We start from the raw sequence: 16,441 nt of genomic DNA, 5'->3' as shown, positions 1-16,441 counted from the left end.
GCCCAAGGTGCGCCATACGCCAAGTCCATGTCCGACGTGCCCGTCATCCGGTTCCTCGACAGGACCACCCCTCCTCATCTCGTGACGCTGATCATGCTCGCGGGGGTCAGCACGCTGTCGCTGAACGTGTTCCTGCCCTCGCTGCCGGGGATGACCGAGTATTTCGAGACCGACTATCACCTGATGCAGCTTGCGGTCACGCTCTACCTTGCGATGAACGCGCTGTTGCAGGTGGTGATCGGGCCGATTTCCGACCGCTACGGGCGTCGCCCGGTGCTGTTGTGGAGTTGCGTGGGCTTTGTCCTTGCCACCATCGGCTGCCTGTTCGCGCCGAATGTCGGCGTGTTCCTGGCGTTTCGGATGCTGCAGGCGGTGATCGGGGCGGGGATGGTGCTGTCGCGGGCGGTGGTGCGCGACATGGTCTCGACCGACAAGGCCGCCTCGATGATGGCCTATGTCACGATGGGCATGGCGGTGGTGCCGATGTTCGCCCCGGCAATCGGCGGCGTGCTCGACGCGGCGCTGGGCTGGAAGGCGAATTTCTGGCTGCTGGTGCTGGTCGGGGTGCTGGTCTGGTGGGTGGTCTGGCGCGACCTGGGCGAAACCGGGATGCGGCGCGAAGGCAAGATGATCGACCAGGTCCGCGAATACCCCGAGCTTCTGACCTCGCCCCGGTTCTGGGGCTATGCGGCGGCGGCAATGTTCTCGTCGGGCGGGTTTTTCTCGTATCTCGGCGGCGCGCCCTATGTCGGGCAGGAGATTTTCAGGTTGAGTTCGGCCGAACTGGGCATTCTGTTCGGCGCCGCCGGCTGGGGCTATCTCGCCGGAAACTGGGTCGCGGCGCGGATGTCGGTGCGGTTCGGGATCAACCGGATGATCCTGGCCGGGGGTGGCGTCGGGGTCGCCGGGCTGCTTCTCAATGCCGTGCTGCACATGGCGGGGCTGGGCGGGCCCTGGGTGTTCTTCGGCCTGATGATCCCGCTCGGCATGGGCAACGGCATGGTCATGCCCAATGCCAACGCCGGCATGGTCTCGGTCCGGCCCGGCCTTGCGGGCAGCGCCGCCGGGCTGGGCGGGGCGATGATGCTGGGCGGTGGCGCGGTGCTGTCGTCCTTTGCCGGCACCGTGCTTGGCCCCGACAGCGGCCCGACGCCGCTGCTGCTCTTGATGCTGGCCACCACCGGCGCCTCGGTCGTCGCGATCCTGTTCGTGATGCGGCGCGAACGCCGGCTGCGACTGACGCGCCTTTAACGGCTTCTGCGGTCGATCCGGGTCGACAGGTGGATCAGGCTTTCCGAGCCGCGCACCCCGTCGATTTCCCCGATCCGGTCCAGCGTGTCGTCCAGCGCCGCGGTCGAGCCTGCGGCGACGCTCAACACCATGTCGAACCGGCCCGAGGCGGTATGCGCCCGCTCGACCGCCGGCAACGCCTTGAGGCGGGCCAGAACCGCGGCCGTGGCGCGCGGCTCGAGGCTCAGAAGCACCGTGGCGCGGATCAACTCGGCCTCGGCGGCGTCGCCCAGGCGCAGCGCATAGCCCGCGATCACGCCGCGCGCCTCCAGCCGGTCGATGCGCGCCTGCACGGTCGAGCGTGCCAGCCCCAGCTTGCGCGCCAGCGTCGCCACCGGGGCGCGGGCGTTTTCGGCCAGAAGGCGCATCAGGTCGCGGTCGATGTTGTCCATTCGTCGGTATCCTTGTCGATCTGCCCGCAAACCCTGACAGATTCGCCGCTCTGACGCTACCATCCGGCGGTTCTTCGGCCCACCTTGGGGGAAACGATGCGAACAGGTGAGCCCATGCGCGACTATTCCCAGACCCAGCCCCGGATTTGGCCGCAGATCTGGCCAAACGAGATCGACCATCTGCAACACGTGCGCCCCGAGGCGCCGGTGCTCTATTTCGCGCCCGAAAAGCTGGCCGACACCGCCCGCCGCTTTGCCCAGGGTTTCGACGGGATGACGACCTACGCGGTCAAGGCAAACCCCGAGCGCGCGGTGCTTGATACCCTCGTGGCCGCCGGCGTCACCGGCTTCGACGTGGCCTCGCCCGCCGAGATCGCGCTGGTGCGCGATGTCGCGCCGGGCGCGGCGCTGCATTACAACAACCCGGTGCGCAGCCCCGCCGAGATCGCCGCCGGGGTCGCGGCGGGCGTCGCGTCCTGGTCGGTCGACGGGCTGTCGGAACTGGCCAAGCTGATCGAACAGGTGCCGCAGGGCACCGAGGTTGCCGTGCGCCTGGCGCTGCCGGTTTCCGGTGCGGCCTATGATTTCGGATCGAAATTCGGCGAGGCGCCGGAAGGCGCGGCGCGGCTGCTGCGCGCCGTGGCCAAGGCCGGTTTCACCCCCGCGATGACCTTTCACCCCGGCACCCAGTGCGCCGATCCGGCCGCCTGGGCGCGCTATATCGAAACCTGCGCCGATATCGCCGAGGCCACCGGCGTGCGCCTGGCCCGGCTCAATGTCGGTGGCGGCTTTCCGGCAGCCACCGGGCCGCATGTGCCGCCGCTCGAGGCGGTGTTCGACGCCATCCACAGCGCCCGCGACGCAGCCTTCGGCCCGGATGCACCGCGCCTGGTGTGCGAACCGGGCCGCGCCATGGTGGCCGGGGCCTTCAGCCTCGCCACCCGGGTCAAGGCGAAGCGCGAATGCGGCTCGCTGTTCCTGAACGACGGCATCTACGGTCTTCTGGCCGAGGTGCCGCTGATGGGCCTGCCGGGCCGGGTGCGCGTGGTGGCGCCCGACGGCAGCCTGCGCGACGGCGCCCCGATGGGCCGGGTGCTCTATGGCCCGACCTGCGATTCGCTCGACCGGCTGCCGCAGCCGGTGGACCTGCCGGGCGATGTCGAGGAAGGCGATTACCTGATCTTCGACGGGATCGGCGCCTATTCCACTGCCACCGCCACAGGCTTCAACGGCTACGGCGCCTACGACCTCGTGACCATCCGACAGCCCGCGCCATGACCGCCCGGTGACTGGACACCGCTGCGCTGTCGCGTAGTCTCGCCCCTCGAAACAGCGCGGGGTGAGACCTTGGAGAAATTCGGACAGAGCCAGAGCGGCAACCGCTTCGAGGACACCCGGCTTCTGACCGGGCAGGGGCGCTATATCGACGACGACGCGCCCCGCGACGCGCTGGTGTGCCACATCCTGCGCTCGCCTGTGGCCCATGCCCGGATCACCGGGCTTGATGTTTCCGAGGCGCACGCGGCCCCCGGCGTCCACCTCGTGCTGACGCTGGCCGACCTCGAGGCCGCCGGCATCGACGTGGCGATCAAGGCGACACTGGCCCCGGCGCGCGATGGCGGCAAGGGGGCGGCGCCGGAACGCCCGGTGCTGGCGCGCGACCGGCTGCGCTTTGTCGGTGAACCGGTCGCGGCGGTGGTGGCCGACAGCCTCGATGCCGCGCGCGACGCCGCCGAGCTGATCGAACTGGACTACGAAGAGCTTCCCGCCCACGTCACGCTCGCCCCCGGCGGGCCGCAACTGCATGACGAGGCCCCGGACAATGTCGGCATCGACTATGCGCTGGGCGACGCCGAGGCGGTCGACCGCGCGATTGCCGATGCCGCCCATGTCGTGACCATGGAGATCGAGGACAACCGCGTGATGATCGCCTCGATGGAGCCGCGCGGCGCCTGGGCGGCGGTCGAGGACGGGCGGCTGCATCTGGCGCTTTCGGGGCAGGGGGTCTGGGGGCCGAAACGCGACATCGCCGCGGCCTTCGGGCTCGATCCGGACGCGGTGCGCGTGACCACGCCCGATGTCGGCGGCGGCTTCGGGCTGAAGGGGCAGATGTTTCCCGAATACATCGTGCTGGCGCATGCCGCGCGGGTTCTGAACCGCCCCGTGCGCTGGATGTCGGACCGCACCGAGGCGATGCTGACCGACAGCGCCGGGCGCGACCTGCGCCATGTCTCGACCCTGGCGCTCGACGCCGACCACCGCATCACCGCCTACAAGGTCGAGACCGTGTTCAACCTCGGCGCCTACAACGGCCCGTTCGGGCAGATGATCCAGACGCACCTGTTTTCGCGTGTTCTGACAGGGGTTTACGATATCGACTGCGCCCGGGTCGAATCCCGCGGCATCTATACCAACACCACCCAGACCGAAGCCTATCGCGGGGCCGGGCGGCCCGAGGCGATATTTGCGCTGGAACGGCTGATCGACCGCGCCGCGCATCAACTGGGCGTCGATCCGTGGGAGCTTCGGCGCAGGAACTTCATCCCGGCGACGGCGTTCCCCTACACCACCGTGTCGGGCGAGATCTATGACGTGGGCGATTTCCACCGCGTGCTCGACCGGGCCGAGACCTTCGCCGACCGTGCCGGGTTCGCCGCCCGCCGCGCCGAGAGTGCGGCGCGCGGCAAGCTGCGCGGGCTGGGGCTGGCGACCTATATCGAATCGATCCTCGGCTCGCCCGAGGAGGATGCGACCATCGAGTTCACCGATGACGGCCGCGTGCGCCTCTATGTCGGCACCCAGTCGAACGGGCAGGGGCACGAAACCGTCTATGCCCGCTTTCTGGCGGCGCAGACCGGCATCCCGGTCGAACGGATCGAGGTGGTGCAGGGCGACAGCGACCGCATCGCGCGCGGCGGCGGCACTGGCGGGTCGCGCTCGGTCACGGTGCAGACCAACGCCACCCGCGCCGCGGTGGCCCGCGTGGCCGAAGGCTTTGCCGCGTTCCTGGCCGTGGCCGAAGGCGTCGATCCGGCCGATGTGCGCCTTGACGACGGGGTGTTCCGCATCAAGGGCTCGAACCTCACCCCGACGATGATGGATACTGCCGCACTGGCCCTGTCGAAAGGGCGCGCCGACCTGCTTCGCGTCAGCGAAACCGCCCGCCTGCCGGCCCGCTCCTACCCCAACGGCGCCCATGTCGCCGAGGTCGAGGTCGATCCCGAGACCGGGCTCGCGCGGGTGGTGCGCTACAGCGTGACCGACGACTTCGGCACCATGCTCGACCCGGTGCTGGTCGCGGGCCAGGTGCATGGCGGCGTTGCGCAGGGCTTGGGGCAGGCGATGCTGGAACGGGTGGTGCATGACGACGAGGGCCAGCTTCTGACCGCCAGCTTCATGGACTACGCGCTGCCCCGCGCGGACGACGTGCCGGCCATCGGCTTCACCACCGAACCGGTGCCCTCGACCGCCAACGCGCTGGGTATGAAAGGCTGCGGCGAGGCGGGGACCGTCGGCGCCATGGGCGCGGTCGCCAACGCCATGCAGGACGCGCTGCGCCAGGCCGGGGTCGAGACCGCGCAGATGCCCTTCACCCCGGAACGGGTGTGGCGCATGTTGCGGGACGCCCGCCGCGACTGACGTGCCCCGTCTTCTTTGCTCCGAAAATACCTTGCGGGGGTTTGGGGGTGCAAAACCCCCAGCCGCGGCCTAGGCCATCTTCATCACGATGCAGGTGGTCGAGCCGGTGGCATAGAGCTTGCCGTCCCCGACCCCCTTGATCTCGCCGATCGCCACGCCGGTCGAGCGCCCGGTGTGCTGCGACACCCCGATTGCCTCGACCTCGGCGCCCAGCGGCACCGGGCGGATGATATTCACCTTGTATTCCAACGTGGTATAGACCGACCCCCTGGGCACCAGCGTCATCACCGCGCAGGCCATCGCACTGTCCAGGAGCGTGCCGTACCAGCCGCCATGCACCGTGCCCAGCGGATTGGTATGGGAAAACTCCGGCGTGGCGCGAAACACCACCCGGCCCGGTTCGACCTCGGCCAGGCGATAGTTCATCAGCCCGCCGATCGGCGGCCCCGGCAGGTCGCCCGCCTTCATCCGTTGCATGAATTCCAGACCCGAAAGCGCCAGAACGTCCTCGGTGCTCGGCAAGTCGTCGGGGCGTGTCGCAGTGGCCATGGCGCACCTCCTGGCGGGCAGGATCACCACCGCCGCGCCGCGTGCAAGCCTGACGTGGCGTTCGCCGCGGCTCAGGCCACCTCTTGCAGCGTCACCTTCGGCGTCACGCCAAGTGCATGGGCCACGTCGCGGGTCAATTGCGGCTTGTTGAGCGTGTAGAAATGCAGGTCCTTGACGCCGCCCTCGATCAGGTCGGCGCAAAGCTCGGTCGCCAGCGCCACCGACAGCAGGTCTTCGCGCCCGTCGCGCGCCGCCTTGTCGAAAGCATCGTCCAGCCAGCCCGGCACATGCGCGCCGCAGCGGGTGGCGAACTTGCGCACGCCCGCCCAGTTCTCGATCGGCAGGATGCCGGGAATGATCGGCGCGTCGATCCCGGCCTTCTCGCACTTGTCGCGGAAGCGAAAGAAGGTCTCCGGCTCAAAGAAGAACTGCGTGATCGCCGAGGTGGCGCCCGCGTCGATCTTGCGCTTCAGCCAGGCGACATCGGCATCGGTGTCGGCGGCCTCGGGATGCGGGTCGGGGTAGGCACCGACGCGGATGTTGAACTTGCCGGTGGCCGCCAGCGCCTCGATCAATTCGACCGAATCGGCAAAGCCCTCGGGATGCGGCACGAAGCCCTTGGCGCCCTTGGGCGGGTCGCCGCGCAGCGCCACGATTTCGTTGACCCCGATCCCGGCGTAGGTCTCGGCAATCGCAAGGGTTTCCTCGCGGCTGGCATCGACGCAGGTCAGGTGGGCGGCCACGTTGAGGCCATAGCGCTTGTGGATCGTCGCCACCGCGTCATGCGTCAACTCGCGCGTGGTGCCGCCGGCACCGTAGGTGACGGACACGAAGCTGGGGTCCAGCGGCGCCAGGTCGCGCACCGTGTCGGACAGGCGAAACGCCGCCTCGATGTTCTGCGGCGGGAAGAATTCGAACGAGACGCGCGGGGTGGACATGGTGGGTTTCCCGGTGTGGTTTCCCGTCTTGTATCGCCGGCATCCTTGTGAGACAAATTCATAAATCTCACCAAGTTTATGAGACAGTCTCATATGTATCTGGAATTCCGCCACCTTCGCACCATCCGCGCGATCCATGATGCCGGCGGTCTGGCGCGCGCCGCCGATATCCTGCACATCACCCAGTCGGCCCTGTCGCATCAGGTCAAGGCGCTGGAGGAACAGGTCGGGATGGAGCTGTTCCAGCGCCGCTCCAAGCCGATGAAGCTTTCGCCCGCCGGGCTGAAACTCCTGCGGCTGGCCGAGCGTGTGCTGCCCGAGGTCGCCGCCGTCGAAGAGGAGTTTCGCGCCATGCATTCGGGGCGCTCGGGCCGGATGCACATTGCCATAGAATGCCACGCCTGTTTCGACTGGCTGTTTCCGGTGCTGGAGCAGTTCCGCGCCGCCTGGCCCGATGTCGATGTCGATATCCGGATGCGGCTGGCGTTCGACGCGCTCGAGGCGCTCAGGCGCGAAGAGGTTGATTTCGTTGTGTCTTCGGACCCGGTCGCACTGCCCGGCGTCACCTTCACGCCGCTGTTCGACTACGAGCCGATGTTCGTCTGCGCGCGCGGCCACCGCCTGGCCGACCGCCCGTTCATCGAGGCCGAGGATTTCGAGGAGGAAATGCTCATCCACTACCCGGTCGAGCGCGCCAAGCTCGACATCTTCACCGCCCTTCTGACCCCCGCCCGGATCGAGCCGCAATCGACCCGCGCGGTGGAACTGACCGAGGTGATCCTGATGCTGGTCGCCGCCGGGCGCGGTGTCACCGTGCTGCCCGACTGGGTGCTGCGCGACGTGCGCGCCAAACCCGATTACGTGGTCAAGCGCATCACCGAGGCGGGGCTGTCCAAGCGCATGTATGCCGCCACCCGCGACGAGGACGTGGCCCGGCCCTACATCGCCCACATGATGCGCCTGGCGCGCACCGAGCCGGTGAAACTGCAGAAACGCTGAGGCGCGGGAAGAGTCTGAAACATCGGAGTGAATGGTGCGGTCGAGAAGACTCGAACTTCCACGGGAGTTACCCCACAGCGACCTCAACGCTGCGCGTCTACCAATTCCGCCACGACCGCACTGTCTGGGCTTGGTGGCGCGGTCAATAGCGAAGGTTGCGCACGATGTGAAGCGAAAAGTTGCCGCCTCGGCGCGGGCCTGCCGGGGCAGGGCGCGGCGGGTGCCGGGCACGTGACATTGCCGCGCACCGGGCGTATGTCGCGGGCATCATCTGGCGGCGCGATGCGGGGTTTGGCATGGTGGAATGGCGCATATCCGACGGTCTGACCGGCTATGACGAGGCGGTCGCCTTCATGGAGGCACGCGCCGGCGCCATCGCCGAGGGCGTGGCGGACGAGATGATCTGGCTCGTCGAGCATCCCCCCCTCTACACCGCCGGCACCTCGGCCAATCCCGCCGACCTGGTCGATCCCGGCCGTTTTCCGGTGCACGAGACCCGGCGCGGCGGGCAGTATACCTATCACGGGCCGGGGCAGCGCGTGGCCTATGTCATGCTCGACCTGAACAGGCGTGGCCGCGACGTGCGCGTCTTCGTCAAGCGCCTCGAGGCCTGGATCATTGCCGCCCTGGCCGAGTTCAACGTCAGGGGCGAGTTGCGTGACGGGCGCGTCGGCGTCTGGGTGGTGCGCGAGGACAAGCCCCTGACCGCCAGCGGCGCGCCCGCCGAGGACAAGATCGCCGCCATCGGCGTGCGGCTGCGCAAGTGGGTCAGCTTTCACGGCATCTCGGTCAACGTCGATCCGGCGCTTGACCATTTCACCGGCATCGTGCCCTGCGGCATCACCGATCACGGCGTCACCTCGCTGGTCGATCTGGGCCTGCCGGTGACGATGGCCGACCTCGACCTTGCCCTGCGCGCCACCTTCGAGGACGCCTTTCCCTCACCCGAAACCGTCCCGGGCGGTATCACATTGCCTTGAAAGGGCCGCGATTCCCCGCGCGGTGCGTCAATGCGACCGAGAGTCCCCTTGAGATCGACGGCGATTTGCCGCAGGTTTCGGTCCTACGACATGCTATGGTGTGCGGCGGGAACAAATCTATGTTGGGCGCGTTGCATACCGGACCGCTGAACCGAAATTGAGACCGAAAGGAAAGCGATGAAAACCCTTCTCACCACCGCCGCGGCGCTGCTGGCCCTGTCCACCGCCGCCTTTGCCGACGGCGATGCCGCCGACGGCGAAAAAGACTTCAAGAAATGCAAGTCCTGCCACGCGATCACCGACCCGGACGGTGAGGATATCGTCAAGGGCGGCAAGACCGGCCCGAACCTTTGGGGCGTCATCGGCCGCCAGGCCGGCACCGAGCCCGAGTTCGAAGGCAAGTACGGCGATTCGCTGGTGGCCGCGGGCGAGGCCGGGCTGGTCTGGACCGAGGAGCTGCTGACCGAGTATTCGCACGACCCCAAGGCGTTCCTCGCGGACTATCTCGACGATGACAAGGCCAAGTCGAAGATGACCTTCAAGCTGAAGGACAGCGAAGACGTGGCCGCCTACCTCGCCACCTTCGGCGACGGCGGCGAAGAGGGCGACAGCTGACGCCCCGCTCTGCGCGCTGACCGCGACTTTTCCCGGCCCCGCCCGAGCAGAACTCGGGCGGGGCCATTTTTTTGGTGCTTTAGGGGCTTATTGTCGCAGGGACAACTTGCCCCTTCCGGTTTCCCGACTTAAAAACATTCCAAATCCTGCGGACAAATCGGCAGATCGCAGGCGGGAAACGCACAAGGGAGACGTCGCATGGCGGACGCAACCATTCACGGGGACGATCACGAGGATACGCGCGGCTTCTTCACGCGCTGGTTCATGTCCACCAACCACAAGGACATCGGCATCCTCTATTTGTTCTTCTCGGCATTCGTCGGGTTGATCTCGGTCACCTTCACCGTCTTCATGCGGATCGAACTGATGGAGCCGGGGGTGCAGCACATGTGCCTCGAAGGCTTCCGCATGTTTGCCGATTCGGCGGCCGAGTGCACGCCGAACGGGCATCTGTGGAACGTGCTGATCACCTACCACGGCGTCTTGATGATGTTCTTCGTGGTCATCCCGGCGCTGTTCGGCGGCTTCGGCAACTACTTCATGCCGCTGCAGATCGGCGCGCCGGACATGGCGTTCCCGCGGATGAACAACCTCAGCTTCTGGCTCTACGTGACCGGCACCATGCTGGGCGTGGCCTCGCTGTTGTCGCCGGGCGGCAACGACCAGCTCGGATCGGGCGTCGGCTGGGTGCTCTACCCGCCGCTGTCCACCACCGAGGGCGGCTATTCGATGGACCTCGCGATCTTCGCGGTGCACGTCTCTGGCGCCTCGTCGATCCTGGGCGCGATCAACATGATCACCACCTTCCTCAACATGCGCGCGCCGGGCATGACGCTGTTCAAGGTGCCGCTGTTTGCCTGGTCGATCTTCGTCACCGCCTGGATGATCCTCCTGGCGCTGCCGGTGCTGGCGGGCGGCATCACCATGCTGCTCATGGACCGCAACTTCGGCACCACCTTCTTCGATCCGTCGGGCGGCGGTGACCCGATCCTCTACCAGCACATCCTGTGGTTCTTCGGCCATCCCGAGGTCTACATCGTCGTGCTGCCGGGCTTCGGCATCGCCAGCCACGTCTTCGCCACCTTCGCGCGCAAGCCGATCTTCGGCTACCTGCCGATGGTCTGGGCGCTGATCGCGATCGGCGCGATCGGCTTCATCGTCTGGGCGCACCACATGTATACGGTGGGCATGTCGCTGACCCAGCAGAGCTATTTCATGCTGGCAACGATGGTCATCGCGGTGCCGACGGGGATCAAGATCTTCTCGTGGATCGCGACGATGTGGGGCGGCTCGATCGAGTTCAAGACGCCGATGCTGTTCGCCTTCGGTTTCCTGATCCTGTTCACCATGGGCGGCGTGACCGGCGTGGTGATCAGCCAGGCGGGTGTCGACCGGCTCTATCACGACACCTATTACATCGTGGCGCACTTCCACTACACGATGTCGCTGGGCGCGGCCTTCACCATCTTCGCCGGGGTCTACTACTGGATCGGCAAGATGTCGGGGCGGCAATACCCGGAATGGGCCGGCAAGCTGCACTTCTGGCTGTTCTTCATCGGCACCAACCTGACCTTCTTCCCGCAGCACTTCCTCGGGCGTCAGGGCATGCCGCGCCGCTACATCGACTACCCCGAAGCCTTCGCCAAGTGGAACGAATTGTCGAGCTACGGCGCCTTCCTGTCCTATGCCTCGTTCATCCTGTTCATCGGCATCGTGTTCTACACGATCTTCGCCGGGCGCCGGATCACCGAGAACAACTACTGGAACGAATACGCCGACACGCTCGAGTGGACGCTGCCCTCGCCGCCGCCGGAGCACACCTTCGAGACGCTCCCCAAGCCCGAGGACTGGGACCACTCCCGGGCCCACTAGGGTCTGGCCACCAACACCAAGGGGCCCGGGTCACGCCGGGCCCCTTTGCTTTCCACGGGCCGCATCCACCATGCCGTATGAATGGGAAACGCCGCTGACCCAGGCGCCCGCCGCCGACGCCCCCGGCCGGTCCGACGGCGCGGCTCCGATCGGCGTGCTTCACCTCTGGCCCTACCGCTCGCTGCCGAAACGCGGCTTCGTCACGGTCATGGCGCTGGCCTTCGCGGCGATCCTGATCCCGGTCTCGGCCTTCATCGGCACGCTGGCCTGGTGGTGGCTGCTGGTGCCCGCGCTCGGCGCGCTGGGGGCATTGTGGTGGTTCATGGACCGCAGCTACCGCGACGGCGAAATCCTCGAAGAGCTGGAAATCTGGCCCGACCACATCCGCCTGACCCGCACCGGTCCCTACCGCCGCCGGGCCGGGTGGGAGGCGAACCTGCACTGGGTCACGCTCACCAGCCGCGAGACCGGCGGCCCGGTGCCGCACTACCTCACGCTCAGGGGCGCCGGGCGCGAGGTCGAGATCGGCGCCTTCCTGCACGAGGACGAACGCCCCAGGCTGCACGACGAGATCGCCCGCGCCCTGACGCTGGCCAAATCCCGCCGCGCGCCCTGAACCGGACCGCGCTCGTCGCCTTCATCTTGGCAAAAATACTCCCGCCGGAGGCGAAGACCTTTGCAAAAGGTCTTTGCAGGAGCGTTCCCGAACGCTCTTGCCCCGCCTCAACCCAGCCGGGCCTTGACCATCGGGCCGACCTTGCCGAAGTCCATCTGCCCGGCGTAACGCGACTTGAGCACGCCCATCACCTTGCCGATGTCGCGGATCGTCTCGGCGCCGACCTCGTCGATCGCCTTTTCCACCGCGCGCGCGGTCTCGTCGTCCGACAGTTGCCGCGGCAGGAAATCCTCGATCACGCCGACTTCGGCGCGTTCCTTCTCGGCCAGTTCCAGCCGCCCGCCTTCCTCGTAGGCGCGCGCGCTTTCGTGGCGCTGCTTGACCATCTTGCCCAGGATCGCGAGGATTTCGCCGTCGCTCACCGTGACCTCCTCGCCTTCCGAGCGGGCGGCGATGTCGCGGTCCTTGATGGCGGCATTGATCAGGCGCAGCGTCGACAGCCGTGCGGCGTCCTTTTCCCGCATCGCGGTCTTCAGCGCCTCGTTCAGGCGGCTTCGAATATCCATCGGACCATTCCCCCGATCGGTTTGAAAGCCCCGTATCTACCGCTTTGCGCCGGGCGGCACAAGCCGGCCCGCTTGACCCCGCCTGACCGCCGTCTTAGGACAAGCCCGACTGCCCCAGGGGGAAACGCCATGACCCGACCCAAACCCACCGCCTGCCTCGCGCTTGCCGATGGCTCCGTCTACTACGGCACCGGCTTCGGCGCGACCGGCGTGACCACCGCCGAGCTGTGCTTCAACACCGCCATGACCGGCTATCAGGAGATCATGACCGACCCCTCCTATGCCGGGCAGGTGGTGACCTTCACCTTCCCGCATATCGGCAATGTCGGCGTGAACCCCGAGGATGACGAGACCGCCGATCCGGTGGCCGAGGGCGTGGTGGTGAAATGGGACCCGACCGAGCCGTCGAACTGGCGCGCGATCGAGCCGCTGGCCGACTGGATGGCGCGGCGCGGGCGCATCGGCATGGGCGGCGTCGACACCCGCCGGCTGACCCGCGCGATTCGCCAGCAGGGCGCGCCGCATGTGGCGCTGGCGCATGATCCCGAGGGCAATTTCGACATCGAGGACCTGGTGGCCAGGGCGCGGGCCTTTCCCGGGCTGGTCGGGCTGGATCTGGCCGCAAAGGTCACCTGCGCGCAATCCTATCACTGGGACGAGATGCGCTGGGCCTGGCCCGATGGCTACCCCCGCCAGACCGCGCCGCGTTTCAAGGTGGTGGCGATCGACTACGGCGCCAAGCGCAACATCCTGCGCAGCCTTGCCTCGGTGGGCTGCGACGTGACCGTGCTGCCGGCGACCGCGACCGCCGAAGAGGTGCTGGCGCTGGCCCCCGACGGGGTGTTCCTGTCGAACGGCCCCGGCGACCCGGCGGCGACCGGCGAATATGCCGTGCCGATGATCCGGGCGATCCTCGACGGCACCGACCTGCCGGTGTTCGGCATCTGCCTTGGCCACCAGATGCTGGCCCGCGCCTTGGGGGCCGAAACCGTCAAGATGAACCACGGCCACCACGGCGCCAACCACCCGGTCAAGGACATCGACACCGGCAAGGTCGAGATCACCTCGATGAACCACGGCTTCGCGGTCGACGCCCAGTCGCTGCCCGAGGGCGTGCGCGAAACCCACGTCAGCCTCTTCGACGGCTCGAACTGCGGCATCTCGATGGATGGCCGCCCGGTGTTCTCGGTGCAATACCACCCCGAGGCCAGCCCCGGCCCGATGGACAGCCAATACCTGTTCGAGCGATTCACGGACGCCATGGAGGCCCGCAAGTCGGCCTGACCCGGGGCGTCTTGCCGGGCCTCCGTTAACCATCCGTTAACACCTGTCGCGCAGACTGCGCGGGTCCGGCCCGGCAGGTTTTCAATGGATTCAAGCAGTTTTGGCCCCTTGGCCCCGCATTTGTTCGACGCGCCCGACATGGGCCGCGCGGCGTTCGCGGGCGATCTGCCACGACCGGCCCAGGCGCCGCCGGGGCAGGGCGCGCGCCGCCCGCTGGGCCAGATCCTGCTGGAGCGGGGCGATCTTTGCGCCGATGACCTGGCCCGCGCGCTTGCGCTTCAGGCCGGGCAGGAGGCGCGGTTCGGCGATATCCTCACCGCCAACGGCATGGTGTCCGAGGCCGCGCTTTACGATGCGCTGGCGGCGCAATACGACACCCGGGTGGCCGATCTGCGGGCCGAGCCGCCGGACGCGCGGCTGGTCGACGCGCTGGGGGCCGAGTTCTGCGTGCGCCATGCGGTCGTGCCGTGGAAACGCCTGGGCGGCGGCACCGTCCTGATCTGCTCGCGCCCCGACGAGTTCGCGGCGATCCGCGACCGGCTGCCTGCGGGGTTCGGCCGGGTTCACCTGGCCGTCGCGCCCGAGCGTGACATCCAGACCGCGCTGATCGCGGCGCGCAACCGGCACCTGTCGCGCCGCGCCGAACAGCGGGTCGAGGCCTGCGACAGTTGCCGAAGCTGGCAGGCCGGCCCGACCGGGCGGCTCTGGCTGGGGGTGGCGCTGGCGCTGGTCGCGCTGTTCGTCACCGCGCCGACCTTCGGTTTCGCGGTGCTGACCGGCTGGGTGGTGCTGACCATGCTGGCCACGACCGGGGTGAAACTGGTCTCGGCGCTCCTGATGTGGCACGGCAAACGCGCCGCCGCCGAGGCCCCCGCCGACCCCGAGCCTGCGCGCCTGCCCACCATCTCGGTGCTGGTGCCGCTCTATCGTGAACGCGACATCGCCGGACGCCTGATCCGCAGGCTGGCCGCGCTCGACTATCCGCGCGCCGCGCTCGACATCTGCCTGGTGGTCGAGGCCGACGATCTCCTGACCCGCGAAACCCTCGCGGCCTCGGACCTGCCCGCCTGGATGCGCCAGATCATCGTGCCCGAGGGCACCGTGCGCACCAAGCCCCGGGCGATGAATTTCGCGCTGGATTTCTGCCGTGGCTCGATCATCGGGGTCTATGACGCCGAGGATGAACCGGCCCCGGACCAGTTGCGCAAGGTGGTGCACCGGTTCGCGGCGCGCGGCCCCGAGGTGGCCTGTCTGCAAGGCATCCTGGATTATTACAACGCGCCGAAAAACTGGCTCAGCCGCGCCTTCACCATCGAATATGCCGCCTGGTTCCGGGTGGTGCTGCCGGGCTGGCAACGGCTGGGCTTCGCGGTGCCGCTGGGCGGCACCACGCTGTTTTTCCGTCGTGCGGCGCTGGAAAGCCTGGGCGGCTGGGATGCCCACAACGTCACCGAGGATGCCGATCTCGGTATCCGCCTGGCCCGGCACGGGTTTCGCACCGAGCTGATCGACACCGTGACCCGCGAAGAGGCCAACTGCCGCGTCTGGCCCTGGATCAAGCAGCGGTCGCGCTGGATCAAGGGCTATGCCATGACCTACGGCGTGCACATGCGCCGGCCGCGCCAGCTTCTGGCGGACCTGGGATGGCGCAAGACCATCGGCGTGCAGGTGCTGTTTCTCGGCACCCTCAGCCAGTTCGTGCTGGCGCCGCTGTTGTGGAGCTTCTGGCTGCCGGCGGTCGGGCTGCCGCATCCGCTGGTCGACATGATGCCGCGCGCCATGGCCCTGACCTTGGCGGTGGCGTTCTTTTCAACCGAGCTTCTGAACATCGCCATCGGCATCAGCGCGCTGGGCGCGCCCGAGCACCGGTTCCTGCGCAAATGGGTGCCGACCCTGCATGTCTATTATCCGCTGGCAACGCTGGCCGCCGTCAAGGCCATCGCCGAGATCGTCACCCGGCCGTTTTACTGGGACAAGACCCATCACGGCGACTACCACGTCGAGCCGGACGGACCGCCGCTGCCTATTCCGCAACCGAGTCAAGCCTGAGCCGGGTCTCGAAGGCGCGCGAGATATGGGTGCGCAGCGCCGCATCGGCGGCCTCGCCGTCGCGCGCCTCGATCGCCTTGACGATGGCGTCATGTTCGGCCACCGCGGTCTTTGACCGCCCCTCGACCGCCAGCGAGGTGGTTGCCAGCAGCGCCATGGTCCGGTGCACCAGGTCAAGCTGCTGGATCAGGTAGCGGTTGTGCGAGGCCAGGTGAATCTGCTTGTGAAACCGCCGGTTGGCCCGCGACAGCGCCGCCGGATCGTCGACCAGCGCCCGGTCCTGCTCGACCATCTCGCGCAGCACGCGCACTTCTTCGGGCGCCGCGTGCTGGGCGGCCAGACGCGCCGCCAGCCCCTCCAGTTCGGCGCGCACCGCGTAAAGCTCCGCCAACTGGTTGTGGTCCAGCGAGGCCACGATCAGCGAGCGCCCGTCGCGGGTCAGAAGGCTTTGCGTCTCGAGCCGTTGCAGCGCCTCGCGGATCGGGGTGCGCGAAACGCCGAAACGCTCGGCCAGTTCGCTTTCCACCATCCGGTCGCCGGGCCGGTAGAGGCCGGCGTCGATCGCGTCCAGGATCAGTTCATAGGCGTCCTTGGTTCCGGTCCTGGCCTCGGCCACGCTGTCCTCCTTGTGGGTCCGCCCGACTATGCACCT

The 16,441-nt window shown here is 67.8% G+C and carries 15 protein-coding genes and 1 tRNA gene; 10 read left to right on the top strand and 6 right to left on the bottom strand.

Annotated elements, in window-relative coordinates:
* The first annotated feature begins 27 nt into the window (after positions 1–27).
* Positions 28–1,251 carry a multidrug effflux MFS transporter gene (locus FVF75_RS02535; protein WP_148376170.1) on the top strand — a complete coding sequence of 408 codons (1,224 nt, stop codon included), beginning with the start codon at positions 28–30 and terminating at the stop codon, positions 1,249–1,251.
* Here FVF75_RS02535 and FVF75_RS02530 read toward each other — a convergent pair.
* Positions 1,248–1,682 carry an Lrp/AsnC family transcriptional regulator gene (locus FVF75_RS02530; RefSeq protein WP_148376169.1) on the bottom strand — a complete coding sequence of 145 codons (435 nt, stop codon included), beginning with the start codon at positions 1,680–1,682 and terminating at the stop codon, positions 1,248–1,250. The two genes, FVF75_RS02535 and FVF75_RS02530, sit on opposite strands and share 4 nt — an antisense overlap.
* 114 nt (positions 1,683–1,796) lie before the next feature.
* Between FVF75_RS02530 and FVF75_RS02525 the strand changes: the two genes are divergently transcribed.
* Together FVF75_RS02525 and FVF75_RS02520 are read left to right on the top strand one after the other, a co-directional pair.
* On the top strand, positions 1,797–2,960 hold the full coding sequence (locus tag FVF75_RS02525) for a type III PLP-dependent enzyme (protein WP_148376168.1): 1,164 nt from the start codon (positions 1,797–1,799) through the stop codon (positions 2,958–2,960).
* 69 nt (positions 2,961–3,029) lie between these two features.
* Positions 3,030–5,321 (top strand): xanthine dehydrogenase family protein molybdopterin-binding subunit, encoded by a 2,292-nt coding sequence (locus FVF75_RS02520; RefSeq protein ID WP_148376167.1) that lies wholly within the window; start codon positions 3,030–3,032, stop codon positions 5,319–5,321.
* Between the two features lie 69 nt (positions 5,322–5,390).
* On the opposite strand, the gene FVF75_RS02515 is transcribed toward FVF75_RS02520, so the two are convergent.
* Together FVF75_RS02515 and metF are read right to left on the bottom strand one after the other, a co-directional pair.
* Positions 5,391–5,870: a PaaI family thioesterase gene (locus FVF75_RS02515; RefSeq protein ID WP_148376166.1), complete on the bottom strand. Its 480-nt coding sequence runs from the start codon at positions 5,868–5,870 to the stop codon at positions 5,391–5,393.
* Between the two features lie 71 nt (positions 5,871–5,941).
* A complete protein-coding gene (gene metF, locus FVF75_RS02510) occupies positions 5,942–6,808 on the bottom strand; it encodes a methylenetetrahydrofolate reductase [NAD(P)H] (protein ID WP_148376165.1) in 867 nt (288 codons plus the stop codon).
* A gap of 93 nt (positions 6,809–6,901) precedes the next feature.
* Here metF and FVF75_RS02505 point away from each other — a divergent pair, with 93 nt between their 5' ends.
* Positions 6,902–7,807, top strand: a complete 906-nt coding sequence (locus tag FVF75_RS02505) for a LysR family transcriptional regulator (protein ID WP_148376164.1) — start codon at positions 6,902–6,904, stop codon at positions 7,805–7,807.
* A 32-nt stretch (positions 7,808–7,839) separates the two neighbouring features.
* Here FVF75_RS02505 and FVF75_RS02500 read toward each other — a convergent pair.
* Positions 7,840–7,926, bottom strand: a tRNA-Leu gene (locus tag FVF75_RS02500).
* A 177-nt stretch (positions 7,927–8,103) separates the two neighbouring features.
* On the opposite strand from FVF75_RS02500, the gene lipB reads away from it, so the two are divergent.
* From lipB to FVF75_RS02480, 4 genes are all read left to right on the top strand, one after another.
* Positions 8,104–8,787, top strand: coding sequence for a lipoyl(octanoyl) transferase LipB (gene lipB, locus FVF75_RS02495; RefSeq protein WP_148376163.1), 684 nt, complete (start codon positions 8,104–8,106; stop codon positions 8,785–8,787).
* 177 nt (positions 8,788–8,964) lie between these two features.
* Positions 8,965–9,402, top strand: coding sequence for a c-type cytochrome (locus FVF75_RS02490; RefSeq protein ID WP_148376162.1), 438 nt, complete (start codon positions 8,965–8,967; stop codon positions 9,400–9,402).
* A gap of 198 nt (positions 9,403–9,600) precedes the next feature.
* Positions 9,601–11,274, top strand: a complete 1,674-nt coding sequence (locus tag FVF75_RS02485) for a cytochrome c oxidase subunit I (protein ID WP_148376161.1) — start codon at positions 9,601–9,603, stop codon at positions 11,272–11,274.
* Between the two features lie 70 nt (positions 11,275–11,344).
* On the top strand, positions 11,345–11,890 hold the full coding sequence (locus FVF75_RS02480; RefSeq protein WP_148376160.1) for a DUF2244 domain-containing protein: 546 nt from the start codon (positions 11,345–11,347) through the stop codon (positions 11,888–11,890).
* A 107-nt stretch (positions 11,891–11,997) separates the two neighbouring features.
* Here the strand turns inward: FVF75_RS02480 and FVF75_RS02475 are convergent, their stop codons facing one another.
* The gene (locus FVF75_RS02475) at positions 11,998–12,456 is read right to left on the bottom strand and encodes a GatB/YqeY domain-containing protein (RefSeq protein ID WP_148376159.1); all 459 of its coding nucleotides are present in this window, start codon (positions 12,454–12,456) and stop codon (positions 11,998–12,000) included.
* Positions 12,457–12,585: 129 nt separating this feature from the next.
* Between FVF75_RS02475 and carA the strand changes: the two genes are divergently transcribed.
* Entirely contained in the window at positions 12,586–13,740 is a 1,155-nt protein-coding gene (gene carA, locus FVF75_RS02470) for a glutamine-hydrolyzing carbamoyl-phosphate synthase small subunit (protein WP_148376158.1), read from the top strand.
* Between the two features lie 108 nt (positions 13,741–13,848).
* Positions 13,849–15,789, top strand: a complete 1,941-nt coding sequence (locus tag FVF75_RS02465; RefSeq protein ID WP_246137974.1) for a glycosyltransferase — start codon at positions 13,849–13,851, stop codon at positions 15,787–15,789.
* Here the strand turns inward: FVF75_RS02465 and FVF75_RS02460 are convergent.
* Positions 15,764–16,405: a GntR family transcriptional regulator gene (locus tag FVF75_RS02460; protein ID WP_148376157.1), complete on the bottom strand. Its 642-nt coding sequence runs from the start codon at positions 16,403–16,405 to the stop codon at positions 15,764–15,766. The genes FVF75_RS02465 and FVF75_RS02460 overlap by 26 nt on opposite strands.
* Positions 16,406–16,441: the final 36 nt, after the last annotated feature.

Origin of the sequence: Maritimibacter fusiformis, from assembly GCF_008086115.1 — a bacterium.
GTDB lineage: Bacteria > Pseudomonadota > Alphaproteobacteria > Rhodobacterales > Rhodobacteraceae > Muriiphilus > Muriiphilus fusiformis.
The sequence above is the reverse complement of the archived record's forward strand: the minus strand, read 5'-3'. Positions and strand labels throughout refer to the sequence as shown.

Coding starts and splice junctions, on each gene's coding strand:
- lipB (WP_148376163.1), top strand. CDS start 8,104: ATGGTGGAATGGCGCATATCCGACGGTCTGACCGGCTATGACGAGGCG.
- FVF75_RS02490 (WP_148376162.1), top strand. CDS start 8,965: ATGAAAACCCTTCTCACCACCGCCGCGGCGCTGCTGGCCCTGTCCACC.
- FVF75_RS02515 (WP_148376166.1), bottom strand. CDS start 5,870: ATGGCCACTGCGACACGCCCCGACGACTTGCCGAGCACCGAGGACGTT.
- FVF75_RS02530 (WP_148376169.1), bottom strand. CDS start 1,682: ATGGACAACATCGACCGCGACCTGATGCGCCTTCTGGCCGAAAACGCC.
- carA (WP_148376158.1), top strand. CDS start 12,586: ATGACCCGACCCAAACCCACCGCCTGCCTCGCGCTTGCCGATGGCTCC.
- FVF75_RS02525 (WP_148376168.1), top strand. CDS start 1,797: ATGCGCGACTATTCCCAGACCCAGCCCCGGATTTGGCCGCAGATCTGG.
- FVF75_RS02475 (WP_148376159.1), bottom strand. CDS start 12,456: ATGGATATTCGAAGCCGCCTGAACGAGGCGCTGAAGACCGCGATGCGG.
- FVF75_RS02485 (WP_148376161.1), top strand. CDS start 9,601: ATGGCGGACGCAACCATTCACGGGGACGATCACGAGGATACGCGCGGC.
- FVF75_RS02535 (WP_148376170.1), top strand. CDS start 28: ATGTCCGACGTGCCCGTCATCCGGTTCCTCGACAGGACCACCCCTCCT.
- FVF75_RS02505 (WP_148376164.1), top strand. CDS start 6,902: ATGTATCTGGAATTCCGCCACCTTCGCACCATCCGCGCGATCCATGAT.
- FVF75_RS02480 (WP_148376160.1), top strand. CDS start 11,345: ATGCCGTATGAATGGGAAACGCCGCTGACCCAGGCGCCCGCCGCCGAC.
- metF (WP_148376165.1), bottom strand. CDS start 6,808: ATGTCCACCCCGCGCGTCTCGTTCGAATTCTTCCCGCCGCAGAACATC.